Below are 13,575 nucleotides of genomic sequence, written 5' to 3'. Positions count from 1 at the left end.
AATAGAAAAAAGCTATCTTCTACAAAAGATAGCTTTCATGATGCCGATGAAACCTTAAGCCCAATGACACCCAAAACAATAAAAAGAATACAAAATGCTTGAAATAAACTAATATGCTCTTTAAAAAAGTACACACTAATGATTGTAATAAGTAATGTTCCAACGCCAGACCAAATAGCATAAGCAATACTTAAATGGATCTTTTTCACAACGATGGCGAACACGCTGAAACAAATTCCATAAAACACGAAAATCAGTACACTTGGAACGAGCTTTGTTAAACCATTTGATAGTTTCATCGCAATTGTTCCAGCTACTTCAAAAATAATTGTAACAAGTAATAATAGCCAATATACCATACTAGAATCTCCTTCTCTGTTACCTTATAGAGATTCTAGTATACTACTTATAGTCCCAATGAAATATATTTAATTTCTAAATATTCCTCGATGCCGAAATGGCCTCCTTCACGGCCGATACCACTTTCTTTAAATCCACCGAATGGTGCTTGTGCAACTGATGGAAGACCGTCGTTTAGACCGATAATACCGTACTCTAACGCTTCACTAATTTGGAATGCTTGGCTAATGTCTTTCGTGAAAATATACGCAGCTAAACCGTATGGTGTATTATTTGCACGTTCGATTACTTCATCAACTGTTTTGAATTTCGCAACTGGTGCCACTGGCCCAAATGTTTCTTCATTCATACAAAGCATCGTATCATTTGCCACCCCAATTACAGTCGGTTGAATGAAATGTCCCTCTAACTCTGCGACCTTTTGACCACCATATAAAACTGTTCCACCTTTTTGAATAGCATCTTCAATATGTTCTTGTACTTTTGAAACTGCATTCTCATCAATAAGTGGCCCAACAGTCGTTCCGTCACCGAAACCGTCTCCTACTTTCAACTGCCCTACTGCCTTTTGGAACTTCTCTACAAATACTTCGTATACTTCTTCTTGAACGAATACTCGGTTTGTACATATACACGTTTGTCCTGCGTTACGGAATTTCGAATCAATTACCGCTTCTACTGCTTTATCTAAATCTGCATCATTCATTACGATAAATGGAGCGTGGCCACCTAACTCAAGCGAAACTTTTTTCATCGTTTGTGCAGCACTAGCCATTAACTCTTTCCCGATTTCCGTTGACCCTGTAAAGGACACTTTTCGAACGCGACTATCTTCCATCCATGTATCAGCAATTGCTTTTGCACTACCTGTTACGATATTGATTACGCCCTTTGGAATATCTGCTTCATGAGCTAATTCAGCTAATTTCAATGCAGTTAATGGCGTTTGACTCGCCGGTTTCACAACGGCTGTACAGCCTGCTGCAAGCGCTGGTGCTACCTTTCTCGTAATCATCGCTGCCGGGAAGTTCCAAGGTGTAATAGCTGCCATAACGCCAACTGGTTGCTTCATAACTAAAATGCGCTTATTCGGATGAGAAGCAGGAATCATTTCACCATATACACGTTTCCCCTCTTCTGCATACCATTCAACAAAACTATTTGCATAATTTACTTCACCAAGCGCTTCTGCAAACGGCTTTCCTTGTTCCTTCGTCATAATCGCTGCGATTTCTTCTTTATTTTTATCAATAAGCATGAACCACTTTTTTAACTTCGTGGCACGATCTGCTGCCGTTAACTTAGACCACGTTTTAAAAGCTTCATGTGCAGCATCAACAGCTTGCTTTGCCTCTGTTACTCCGCCCTTTGGTACAGTTGCAAATATTTCCTTCGTCGCAGGATTATTTACTTCAATTTGTTCTTGTAGTGTAATCCACTCACCATTTATATACATCGCCTTTTTATCTATACTTACGAAAGTCGCCTTTTTATCCAATGTTTTCTTCCTCCTCTATGAACTTCTTAATTTTCCTAGTAGCAGCAGATTGACTAATTTGCAAAAACTCAGCTACTTTATAACTTGATCCATACGTTTTATACGCTTTAAGAATAATATTTCTCTCTACCTCTTCCAGCATTTTATAAAGGCTTTGCCCCGATTGTTCAACTGCAGCCTCTTGCATAGAGAGTGGCAAATCCTCTACCGTTACAACATCATCGACAGTAATAACAATTCTCTCAATTACATTCTCTATTTCTCTATTGTTTCCTTCCCACGGATATCCAACAAACATTTGTAACGTACTCGGCGCTAGTTTCACATCACGTCCGTATTTTTTATTAAAATGCTGCAAGTAATGATAAATAAGCGGCAAAATATCTTCTGTTCTTTCCCTAAGCGGGGGAATTGCAATTGGAATGACATTCAAACGATAGTATAAATCTTTCCGAAATGTTCCTTGTTTCACCATCTCGCTTAAATCTCTATTTGTTGCCGCCACAATTCGGACATCCACTTTTTTTAATTCTCTTCCGCCTATAGGACGAAATGTTTTTTCTTGCAATACTTGCAAAAGCTTCGCTTGAATTTCAAGCGGCATTTCACCGATTTCATCTAAAAAAAGAGTTCCTTTATGCGCGGATTCTAATAGTCCCTTTTTCCCTTCACGATTCGCACCTGTAAAAGATCCACCTGAATATCCAAAAAGCTCTGATTCAATTAAATTAGTTGGCAATGCCGCACAATTAATTTCATAGAAACTTTCATTCTTACGGTGACTCACTTCATGTAAATGGCGTACTAATCGACTTTTCCCAACTCCAGTCTCGCCTAAAACGAGAACAGTACTATCCACTACAGATACTTTTTTGATTGTATCGACTATTTTTTGCATAGCTAGACTTTTAAAAATAAGTCCTTCATGCTCATATGTTTCTCTTAATTCTTTTTTATATGTTTTTAGCTGATTATCCATTTCCTCTACCTTTTGACGTAATTGATAGAGTTCAGTAAGGTCCCGAGAATAACTAATCACTCTTCTTAAATTTCCCTCATCATCAAAAACAGGCCTTGTACGAACGTGTAAATACTCTCCTGATTTTGTAGTTTGAACGAGTTCAATTGGCCTCTTTTTTTCAATCACTTCTAATGTCGCTGATGGATAAAAGATTCCATCCTTTTGTAGTTCTTTTACATGCTTACCAACTAACTCTTCGGCAGCTAGTTGGTAGTGCCTTTCACATGTACTATTTACACGCACAACGATCCCTTGCTCATCTGTAACAAAAATTTCGTCAAACGCATATTCAAATACATCTTTTAAATCCATTAACACTCGTTCCTTTTCTGCAACCATCCTAGCCACCCCTAACTTCAAATCCATCGATCCACTTCACTACCTTTATTATAAAGTGAATTTTCTGCATTTAATATAGAGTCAGCTAGAATGTTTGCTATTTATACTTCATTTTTTAAACGCGAGCGATGTTTGTTTGCTCATAACAAGCTTGCAATGATTCTTCAATTATTGTTAAACCTTCTTCAAGTTGCTCATCTGTAATAACTAAAGGCATTAACATACGGATAACATTTCCATATGTTCCTGCTGATAATAACAGTAACCCACGCTTATTTGCCTCTGCACATAGATTAGCCGTTAACGTTTTGTCAGGTGCTTTCGTCTTACGATCTTGAACGACCTCAAATGCACACATTGCACCTAACCCACGCACATCGCCGATGCAATGATATTTATTTTTCATCTCTTCGAATCGGTTCATTACGACTTTTCCTAATTCTATCGCTCTATCATTTAATTTCTCATTTTCTATTACATCGAGAACAGCTAATGCAGCCGCACATCCTAATGGACTTCCTGCATACGTTCCACCAAGTTCACCTGGTGCAGACTCATTCATAATTTCTTTACGTCCAATGACACCACTTATCGGTACACCAGCACCTAATGATTTAGACACTGTAATTAAATCTGGAACGACATCATAGTGATCAATTGCAAAATATTTTCCTGTACGACTAAAGCCTGTTTGTATTTCATCCGCTACAAATAAGATGCCGTTCTCTGAACAAATGCGGCGTACTTCTTGAACAAATTTCTTACTTGGGACGATAAATCCACCTTCCCCTTGAACAGGCTCCATTACAACAGCTGCAATTGTTTCTGGTGCTACTTCCGATATGAAGAAGTTCTTAAACTCTTCAATAATAAAATCATCATATTGCTCTTCCGTTAATCCCTCTGGGCGACGGTATTCGTATGGAAATGGCGCTTTATATACTTCTGGAGCAAAGGGACCAAACCCAAATTTATATGGCTTCACTTTACTTGTCATCGTCATTGTCATTAATGTACGCCCGTGGAAACCTTTAGAAAATGCGATAATACCAGGTCTCTTCGTATATTTACGAGCGATCTTCACCGCGTTCTCAACTGCTTCTGCACCACTATTTAAAAAGAGGACTTGCTTATCGAAACTTCCTGGTGCCAATGCCGCAAGCTTTTCCGCTAATTCAATATATGGCTCATACATCATGACATTAAATCCAGTATGAATGTATTGATCGACTTGTTTATGGAGCGCTTCTTTAACCGCTGGATGACAATGCCCTACGTTAATTGTCCCGATTGCTCCTGCAAAATCAATGTACTGATTACCATCAACATCTGTTACAAGAGCACCATTTGCAGATTGTACAAACGTTGGGATGCCGTTACTTACTCCTTTTGGTACTATATTTTGACGGCGTTCTAATAAAGATGCCGCTTTCGGTCCTGGAATTTGTTCATTTACTTTAGCAAATTTTTTTGTGTTCATTGCGTACCCCATCCTTTTCTTTACATTGTTTTCTCTTTTTATTGCAAAATGTATGCCAACTTTCTTTTCTAGCATTTATCCTATATTCTTTGTATCCAGGCATAAAAAATAAGTCTATAAAGACTCATTAAGAGTCTTTATAGACTTATTTTCCTTACACATTAGACTTTTCTTTCTCCCAGAAAAACTCACCCGATTGAGAAATAAACTCTCCAACAGAATCTAACACTAAATCAGCAAGTGGTTCTAATGTTGGACGGTCTCCCGTACCAGATAGCACCCCAATTGCATAGCAATCGCCATTTTTGGCTAAATGTAAATCAGTTGGCGTATCTCCAACAACCGCAACCTCACATGATGCTAAATTAAATTTTTCACAAAACACTTCTATAATCTTTTTATCTGGTTTTTGCGCAGGGAATGTATCCGAGGCTATAATATAATCAAAAAAGTTCTCCAACTTATATTGTTTTAAAAATAATTCTGTTGGTGCGAAATCATCCGCCGTGACAACCCCTAATATAAATCCTTTATCTTTTAATGCCTGTAACACTTTCGGTAAATCTGCTGTCATTTTCATATGCGAACGATGCTCATACATAAGGGAAAATAACTTCTCACTTACCCAATGATGCATCTCTTCTTCTCTAGCAGACTCAATATAATTACAAAGCCCCTTCGCTACATCAAGGCTTGTTCCAGCAGCTATTGCACTCCTCGGATTAACAAATGCTCCCTCTACACCAATCTCTTCTAATAAGGTCTGCCGCATTGTACTTGGTAAATGATATAAACTTATACATTCAGCTACAAGTTCTTCAGCTACTTTTATCCATATTGAATGAAAATCCATTAATGTCCCATCTTTATCAAATAATATCGCCTTTACCTTCTCCATAGCACCCTACCTCTCATTTCTTATCTCTTCCAGTGTATCAATAAAGTATGGATGTAAAATAAAAGAATTGTAAAAATACCATAAAAATCAAACTAACTCCCAATTTACAATTCATTTTAACAAAGTAAAAAGGATGCCTTTACAGGGCATCCTCTTGATGTTCAGGAACAAATAGTTCTAAACAATGATATATATTTTCGAATTCCATCGGTGCATCTCCACCATACTCACCATCTAAATTAATCATTAGTTTATCTGGTGAATGTACTTTAATTCGGTTCGCTTGTGTATATAACACTTTTGGATTATTAATATGTTCACCACGTTGTGCTTGTGTTGCTGCTTTAATTAAATCAGCGATAGAACCTTTTTTCAGTACTAATAGGTCAAATAACCCATCGTTAATAGATGCATACGGTGCTACCTTTTCAAATCCACCTACTGAACGGGTATTCGTAATTAAAAACATCGTAATTTCTTCTTGTAGTAACTTTCCATCATACTCAATTTCAACATATGTCGGATGCAATGATGGTAACATCTCGATACCTTTTAGGTAATAAGCAAGTTGTCCTAATACTGTCTTTAACTTACTCGGTACTTCGTATGTTAATTCTGTAATACGACCGCCACCAGCGATGTTAATAAAATATGTATCGTTCGCTCTACCAAGGTCTAATGGCACTGTTTTTCCTTCGCAAATAATATCTGCTGCCTCTTCAATAGAACGAGGTACACCAATTGCACGTGCAAAGTCATTTGTCGTTCCAACTGGAATAATTCCAAATTTCGGACGGAATTCATGCCCAACTAAACCGTTTACTACTTCATTTAATGTACCGTCGCCACCAGCCGCAATAACAACATCAAACTTACGATCCGCAGCTTGCCTCGCCGCCACAGTAGCGTCTCCAGGACCCGTTGTCGCATGACAAGATGTCTCATAGCCAGCTTGTTCTAATTTTTGTAATACTTCTGGTAAGCTCTTCTTAAATAGCTCACGCCCCGAAGTAGGATTATAAATAATTCTTGCTCGCTTCATCATTTATTAGCACAGGAAATTTCTTTATGTATCGAAAAAGAACATACTGAACTTCTATTCAGTATTCCCATGCCTACCTCCTCTCATCTTGCTATCCTTCTTTTATCCCGCTCAAACAGGCAGTAAGAACCCGATTCGTGTAGTCCATCAAAAGTAAATATTCATTTCAATGGTTTTTTATTTGACTTCAAAATTTATCCCGCTATTTGCGGGCAGTAAATGCCCGATTGGTGAGGGCTAATAATCAATGGTGGATGAACCTCCTACTGATTAAAGTTTCACTTTATTTCTATCCATTCTTCCATAAAAATTTACATATAACGAATAATAACTATCTATTATTTCATGAGATGAAAAAAACCTCTATGTTTAGATTTATCATTATTCCCACCTTTTTGCAACTATCATACCATAGTTGCTATACAAACATTTTTCCACTTTTGACAGTTAATCAAACGTTTGTTTAAACGATTTTGTCTCATTTAAACAAACGTTTGATTAACCTAGAAAAACACCCATGTACGGGTGTTTTTCTGCTTAATCTTTAAAAGTCACTACTATTATCGCTTATTAATCTCTTCAAGTAAGATTTTGTTAACAAGTGGTGGATTTGCTTGTCCTTTTGTAGCTTTCATAATTTGACCAACTAAGAAGCCAATTGCACGGTCTTTACCGTTTTTAAAGTCTTCGATAGATTGCTCATTATTATCAAGAATTTCTGTTACAACTTTACGAAGTGTACCCTCGTCAGAAATTTGAACAAGACCTTTCGCTTTAACGATTTCTTCTGGGTCTCCACCTTTTTCAATTAATTCGTTAAATACTTTCTTCGCGATTTTAGAAGAAATTGTACCTTTTTCAATTAATTGAACCATTTTAGATAAACCAGCAGGCGTTAATGCAACGTCTTTTAATTCTTTTTGTTGTTTGTTTAAGTATGCAAGTACTTCACCCATTAACCAGTTCGATGTTAATTTCGCATCAGCACCGTCTGCAACAGTTGCTTCAAAGAAATCAGACATCTCTTTCGTTAATGTTAACACGTGTGCATCATAAGCTGGTAAGCCTAATTCTGCAACGTAGCGAGCTTTACGTGCATCTGGAAGTTCTGGAATAGAAGCTCGAACTGCTTCTTTCCACTCATCATCGATGTAAAGTTCAACTAAGTCTGGCTCCGGGAAGTAACGGTAATCGTCAGATCCTTCTTTCACACGCATTAAGATTGTTTTCTTTGTTGCTTCATCATAACGACGTGTTTCTTGTTGGATGATGCCACCAGATAACAGTTCTTTTTCTTGGCGCACTTGCTCATGCTCAAGACCTTTTTGTACGTAAGTGAATGAGTTTAAGTTTTTCAGTTCCGCTTTTGTACCGAACTTCTCTTGTCCAACTGGACGAAGGGAAATGTTCGCATCACAACGTAAGGAACCTTCTTCCATCTTACAATCAGATACACCAGTGTATTGAATGATTGATTTTAACTTCTCTAAGTATGCATATGCTTCTTCTGGCGTACGCATATCTGGCTCAGATACGATCTCGATTAAAGGCATACCTTGACGGTTGTAGTCTACTAATGAACCATCAGCTGTATGCGTTGATTTACCAGCATCTTCTTCTAAATGAAGACGTGTAATACCGATACGTTTCTTTTTACCGTCTACTTCGATTTCAATCCAACCATTTTCACCAATTGGCTTATCAAATTGAGAGATTTGGTAAGCTTTCGGGTTATCTGGATAGAAATAGTTTTTACGGTCAAACTTCGTTTCCGTTGCGATTTCACAGTTTAATGCCATTGCAGCTTTCATTGCAAAGTTAACTGCTTCTTTATTTAAAGTAGGAAGTACCCCTGGGTATCCTAAGTCAATTACACTTGTTTGTGTATTTGGCTCCGCTCCGAATTCTGTTGGACTCGCAGAGAAAATTTTCGAATTTGTTTTTAACTCAACGTGAACCTCTAAACCAATAATTGTTTCTAAATTCATCTATGCTCGCCTCCTTACAGACTTGCTTTTTTTGTATGATAGTCTGTTGCTTGCTCAAACGCATGTGCAACGCGGTAAATTGTCGCTTCATCGAAGTGTTTACCAATGATTTGTAGACCAAGTGGCATGTTGTTAGCACCGAATCCACATGGAACAGAAATCGCTGGAACACCCGCTAAGTTTACTGGGATTGTTAAAATGTCATTTGCATACATTGTCATTGGATCATCAACTTTTTCGCCCACTTTAAATGCCGGAGTTGGCGTTGTTGGTCCAATAATAACATCATAGTTAGCAAATACATTTTCAAAGTCGTTTTTAATTAATGTACGTACTTGTTGTGCTTTCTTGTAATATGCATCATAGTAACCAGAGCTAAGCGCAAATGTACCAAGCATAATACGACGTTTAACTTCATCACCGAAACCTTCACTACGTGTGTTTTTGTAAAGATCTAATAAGTTATTTACATTATCAGAACGAACACCGTAACGCACGCCATCAAAGCGTGAAAGGTTCGCAGATGCTTCAGAAGAAGATAGTAAGTAATACGTTGCTAGAGCGTATTTAGAGTGTGGAAGCGATACTTCCTCCCAAGTTGCGCCCATACCTTCTAATACTTTTAAAGCAGCTAGTACTGACTCACGAGCTTCTTCGCCAACACCTTCGCCTAAGTATTCTTTCGGTACAGCAATGCGTAAACCTTTAACATCGCCTGTTAAACCAGCTAAATAGTTTCCAACTTCAACGTTTGCAGAAGTTGCATCCATGCGGTCAATACCTGAAATAGCTTGTAATAAGTATGCATTGTCTTCTACTGTACGTGTAATCGGTCCGATTTGGTCAAGTGAAGATGCGAATGCTACTAATCCGTAACGAGATACGCGTCCATAAGTTGGTTTTAAACCTACAACACCGCAATATGCAGCTGGCTGACGGATAGAACCACCCGTATCAGAACCTAGAGAGAATAGTACTTCTCCTGCTGCTACAGCTGCTGCAGAACCACCACTAGATCCGCCCGGAACGTAATCTAAGTTCCATGGGTTTTTCGTAGCGTAGAATCCTGAGTTTTCATTTGAAGAACCCATTGCGAACTCGTCCATGTTTAATTTACCGATTGTAATTGTGTCAGCAGCTTTTAGCTTTTGCACAACTGTCGCATCATAAATTGGATCGAAGTTTGCTAACATTTTGCTCGCACAAGTTGTACGAAGACCGTTAGTTACAATGTTATCTTTTACACCAATTGGCATACCGAATAATAAACCATTATCTTCAGCGCCGATTTTTGCATCTAATTCTTTCGCTTTTGCGCGTGCATTTTCTTCATCTAATGTAAGAAAAGCTTTTACGTTATCTTCAACATCCGCAATACGTTTGTAAGATTCTTCTACTAAATCCGTAACGGAAATTTCTTTGTTGTTTAACTTCTTATGTAACTCTGATACTGAATGATCAAATAATGACATCGAAATTCCCCTCCTCTATTCTAATACTGCTGGAACACGGATTTGATTATCTTTGTGATCCGGTGCATTTTTTAATACTTCTTCGACTGGTAAACCTTTTTCTGGTACATCTTCACGCATAACATTTTTCATAGTTAATACATGAGTTGTTGGTTTTACATCTGTTGTATCTAATTCATTTAACTGTTCTGCAAATGTAACAATTGCATCTAGTTGTTTTTGAAATTTTTCTGCTTCTTGATCAGTAATTGCAAGACGTGCTAAATGTGCTACGTGCTTTACATTCTCAACGGAAATTCTTGACACGGCTAGGCCACCTCCATAATATATCGTTCAATCTACAATACTATTGATGATACCAAATTTTCAGTACTTCAAGCAAGTCAACACAGAGTACTTACGCCATTTTTACATAAAAAAAGAAAGGCAAATGCCTTTCTTTACAATTTACTCTTTATCTAACGGTTTATTTTTCGGAAATCTCTCGTTATCTTCTTCATTATCACGAATTGTTTTTTGTAATACAAAACAAGACATCGTTAAAAATAATGTTCCAATTAAATAGTATCCTTTTACACTAAGCGTTTCATCTAACGTATAAATCCCAATTAGCATACCTGAAATCGCACAAACAAATGAAGTCCATGCTAAAAACGTGAACGCTTGCGTATTACGTCTTCTCATCGTTCTCTCCCTCGTTAGCTGCATACCCATTATAGATAAGTATATTTACCATGATGGATTTTTATGTAAATTCTCGTTTTATATTTATAAATCTATCATAAAAGAATACTATTTTAAAGAAAGTTTTCTGCCTAATCTGAAAAAACAATTAAAATCATTGACAATTATTTCTATTCTACATAAAATAAAAATAAATATTACGAACCTCGAAATATACGGGAGTGGAATTAATTGTTGCAATATGAACATTTTTTAGACTTACTGCTAGATAACGCCAAGAAACTTTTCTATCCTGAAGAATGGGTAAGCCTAGATTTAACACTTTCTAAAACAGAAGTATTTTGTTTACTTTGGATGGAACGAAATACAGATATTACAATGACGAAAATTGCTGATCTTCTTGATATACCGATGAGTACAACAACGGGCGTTGTAAATCGCCTTGTAAAAAAGGGATATATTGAACGCTACCGTGATGAAAATGACCGACGTATTGTATTAATTCGGTTAACAGAAAACGGCGTAATGCTCGTTCAAGAAGTAAAACAAAATGCGGCCCATTACTTTAGCTTAGTAACAGAAGCATTATCAGAAGAAGAAAAAGCATTCTTACTACAAATCTTCCAAAAAATCATGAATCACATCGCTACGTCACAGCAAAAAACAGAAGAAAAGATTTCTACACCTAAAATGAAAAACATTCCGATTGAATAAAACCCTATCTGGGTTTTTATTCAACCATTTACTTCGACACTCGTAATATTCGACATTCGAAACAAAGGGGATATGAATGATGAGAATTATCTTGTATACAGGTAAAGGCGGCGTAGGAAAAACTAGCATTTCAGCAGCAACAGCAATTCAAAGTGCGAAACAAGGATTAAAAACATTAGTAATGAGCACAGATCCTGCTCATAGTTTAGGTGATTCATTTGGTATAAAGCTATCTTCTGAACCACTAGAAATTCGTGAAAATTTGTGGGCACAAGAAATTAATACGATTTATGAAATGGAAAAAGGCTGGGGAAAATTACAGAAATATATTACACTACTCTTCACTTCTAAAGCAGCTGATGATATTACAACAGAAGAATTAACGATGTTTCCCGGTATGGAAGATTTAATTAGCCTACTTCGCGTACTCGATTATTATAAGCAAGACACATATGATGTTATCATTATTGATTGTGCCCCTACAGGAGAAACATTAGCAATGCTAAGCTTTCCAGACATGCTCGGCTGGTGGATGGAAAAATTATTTCCTATTAAAAGAAAAGTTTTAAAAGTCGTTCGTCCTGTAGCTCAACCAGTCCTTGGTGTCCCTCTTCCAACCGACGATATTATGGACGAATTAACAAGTACACTTGAACAGCTCGGAGAAATGAGAGATATTTTATCAAATCGAGAAGTAACAAGTATCCGCATCGTTGTAAATCCTGAAAAAATGGTCATTAAAGAAGCCCAGCGCAGCTTTACTTATTTGAATTTATACGATTATAACGTAGATGCCATTATGATTAACCGCGTCATCCCTAACACTGTCACCGATCCTTATTTTCAGGCATGGAAAGATACACAGAAGAAATATAAAACATTAATTAAAGATAGTTTTCAACCCCTTCCTATTTACGAAGCTCCAATGTTTGAACAAGAAGTTGTTGGTTTGTCTATGTTAGAACGTGTAGGAGATTCTTTATTTAAAACTGATCATTCCCCTACAGAAGTAAAATTTAACGGGCGCACTCAATATGTAAAAAAGGATGGCGATGAGTATATTTTCGTTCTGTCCATTCCCTTCTCAAACAAAAGTGAACTTTCCTTAAATCAAAAAGGTGATGAACTTATTATTCGAGCGGGTTCTGTTAAACGGAACATCACGTTACCAAAAACATTAACACACCTTTCTATTCAAGGAGCAAAATTTGAAGAAGATGTACTAAATATTCGGTTTGGAGGTGTAGTACATGCATGAGGAATTACTACGAAGGGTAATTCGTACAAAAGTAAAAGTCGGGATGCATATATTAGAAGAGCTACCTAATCCAATCCAACAATCAGCTAAGCAAATATTAAATATTTTACAAGAGGAACTAGCTGCTTATCTGAAAGAACGAGAGCATCATGAAGTTAATTTAAAAAATATCATAATTGAATAACCATCTCTGTATAGAGGGCCTTTTTTTAGGCTTTCTATACTTTATTGGAGTGATGTAAATTGATGAAAAAACATTCCACTACTATATTCTGGATCATTCCCTTATTATTTTTCATTCATAACCTTGAAGAAGCTTTCCAAATGCCACAATACCTTGCTAATCAATTTTCAATCCGTCTTATAACTAGCCAACAATTTTTCATCGCCATTTCCGTATTAACAATCTTTGTATTACTTATCGTCTTTCTATATCAACTTAACTTCTTGTCTTCTATATGCTGGATTATTTTTATACAAGGGGCCATCTTCTTCAACTCTGTTCAACATATTATTTTGTTTTTCATTTATCGCTCTTATAACCCCGGCGTAATATCAGCATTTTTCATTACTCTCTTTTCTATTTTCTTTTTTTTATCAAAAAAACACTTAATTCATCCAAAGCAATTCGTAATTACACTCCTTTTCAGCTTATTTTCTTATCCCATTATAATTTGGATCACCTTACTGTTCGCTAGCTACTTTCATTCATAAAACATACTAAGATTAGTAGTGCAGACCAAGGCATTGGTTCGCACTACTATTTTTTATATAGTAGAAGTGAAGAGAGAGCCGTTGGTCTTTTAGGGTCTTGAACTCGT

The 13,575-nt window shown here is 36.8% G+C and carries 14 protein-coding genes; 4 read left to right on the top strand and 10 right to left on the bottom strand.

Annotated features, from left to right (window positions below; all coding sequences use genetic code 11):
• Window positions 1-35: 35 nt before the first annotated feature.
• The 10 genes from ACS2CR_RS26605 to ACS2CR_RS26560 all read right to left on the bottom strand — a co-directional run bounded on the left by ACS2CR_RS26605 (window position 36) and on the right by ACS2CR_RS26560 (window position 10,782).
• Entirely contained in the window at window positions 36-359 is a 324-nt protein-coding gene (locus ACS2CR_RS26605) for a DMT family transporter (RefSeq protein WP_000263262.1), read from the bottom strand.
• Between the two features lie 47 nt (window positions 360-406).
• Window positions 407-1,858: an NADP-dependent succinate-semialdehyde dehydrogenase gene (gabD, locus tag ACS2CR_RS26600; RefSeq protein WP_053513268.1), complete on the bottom strand. Its 1,452-nt coding sequence runs from the start codon at window positions 1,856-1,858 to the stop codon at window positions 407-409.
• Complete coding sequence (locus tag ACS2CR_RS26595) at window positions 1,851-3,218, bottom strand: sigma-54 interaction domain-containing protein (RefSeq protein ID WP_000225143.1); 1,368 nt, start codon at window positions 3,216-3,218, stop codon at window positions 1,851-1,853. Before ACS2CR_RS26595 ends, gabD begins: the two co-directional genes overlap by 8 nt.
• A gap of 115 nt (window positions 3,219-3,333) precedes the next feature.
• A complete protein-coding gene (gene gabT, locus ACS2CR_RS26590) occupies window positions 3,334-4,698 on the bottom strand; it encodes a 4-aminobutyrate--2-oxoglutarate transaminase (RefSeq protein WP_053513327.1) in 1,365 nt (454 codons plus the stop codon).
• Between the two features lie 154 nt (window positions 4,699-4,852).
• On the bottom strand, window positions 4,853-5,596 hold the full coding sequence (locus ACS2CR_RS26585; protein ID WP_000416667.1) for an HAD family hydrolase: 744 nt from the start codon (window positions 5,594-5,596) through the stop codon (window positions 4,853-4,855).
• Window positions 5,597-5,735: 139 nt separating this feature from the next.
• On the bottom strand, window positions 5,736-6,641 hold the full coding sequence (locus ACS2CR_RS26580) for a diacylglycerol kinase (RefSeq protein WP_000977679.1): 906 nt from the start codon (window positions 6,639-6,641) through the stop codon (window positions 5,736-5,738).
• Between the two features lie 557 nt (window positions 6,642-7,198).
• Entirely contained in the window at window positions 7,199-8,626 is a 1,428-nt protein-coding gene (gene gatB / locus ACS2CR_RS26575) for an Asp-tRNA(Asn)/Glu-tRNA(Gln) amidotransferase subunit GatB (RefSeq protein ID WP_001047685.1), read from the bottom strand.
• A gap of 14 nt (window positions 8,627-8,640) precedes the next feature.
• Window positions 8,641-10,098, bottom strand: a complete 1,458-nt coding sequence (gatA, locus tag ACS2CR_RS26570) for an Asp-tRNA(Asn)/Glu-tRNA(Gln) amidotransferase subunit GatA (protein ID WP_000051441.1) — start codon at window positions 10,096-10,098, stop codon at window positions 8,641-8,643.
• Window positions 10,099-10,113: 15 nt separating this feature from the next.
• Window positions 10,114-10,404, bottom strand: a complete 291-nt coding sequence (gene gatC, locus ACS2CR_RS26565) for an Asp-tRNA(Asn)/Glu-tRNA(Gln) amidotransferase subunit GatC (RefSeq protein WP_000086999.1) — start codon at window positions 10,402-10,404, stop codon at window positions 10,114-10,116.
• A gap of 141 nt (window positions 10,405-10,545) precedes the next feature.
• Window positions 10,546-10,782: a YiaA/YiaB family inner membrane protein gene (locus ACS2CR_RS26560; protein ID WP_001254391.1), complete on the bottom strand. Its 237-nt coding sequence runs from the start codon at window positions 10,780-10,782 to the stop codon at window positions 10,546-10,548.
• A 231-nt stretch (window positions 10,783-11,013) separates the two neighbouring features.
• On the opposite strand from ACS2CR_RS26560, the gene ACS2CR_RS26555 reads away from it, so the two are divergent.
• The 4 genes from ACS2CR_RS26555 to ACS2CR_RS26540 all read left to right on the top strand — a co-directional run bounded on the left by ACS2CR_RS26555 (window position 11,014) and on the right by ACS2CR_RS26540 (window position 13,468).
• On the top strand, window positions 11,014-11,496 hold the full coding sequence (locus ACS2CR_RS26555) for a MarR family winged helix-turn-helix transcriptional regulator (protein ID WP_000942481.1): 483 nt from the start codon (window positions 11,014-11,016) through the stop codon (window positions 11,494-11,496).
• A 76-nt stretch (window positions 11,497-11,572) separates the two neighbouring features.
• The gene (locus tag ACS2CR_RS26550) at window positions 11,573-12,754 is read left to right on the top strand and encodes an ArsA family ATPase (protein WP_074642402.1); all 1,182 of its coding nucleotides are present in this window, start codon (window positions 11,573-11,575) and stop codon (window positions 12,752-12,754) included.
• Entirely contained in the window at window positions 12,747-12,938 is a 192-nt protein-coding gene (locus ACS2CR_RS26545; RefSeq protein WP_000544105.1) for a DUF3926 domain-containing protein, read from the top strand. The genes ACS2CR_RS26550 and ACS2CR_RS26545 overlap by 8 nt, the downstream gene beginning before the upstream one ends.
• A 62-nt stretch (window positions 12,939-13,000) precedes the next feature.
• Window positions 13,001-13,468, top strand: a complete 468-nt coding sequence (locus ACS2CR_RS26540) for an HXXEE domain-containing protein (RefSeq protein ID WP_001986283.1) — start codon at window positions 13,001-13,003, stop codon at window positions 13,466-13,468.
• Window positions 13,469-13,575 lie beyond the last annotated feature (107 nt).

The sequence above is a fragment of the Bacillus cereus group sp. BceL291 genome (assembly GCF_051776705.1).
Classification (GTDB): domain Bacteria; phylum Bacillota; class Bacilli; order Bacillales; family Bacillaceae_G; genus Bacillus_A; species Bacillus_A cereus.
Note: the sequence above shows the minus strand (reverse complement) of the source record. Positions and strands in the feature narration are given on the sequence as shown.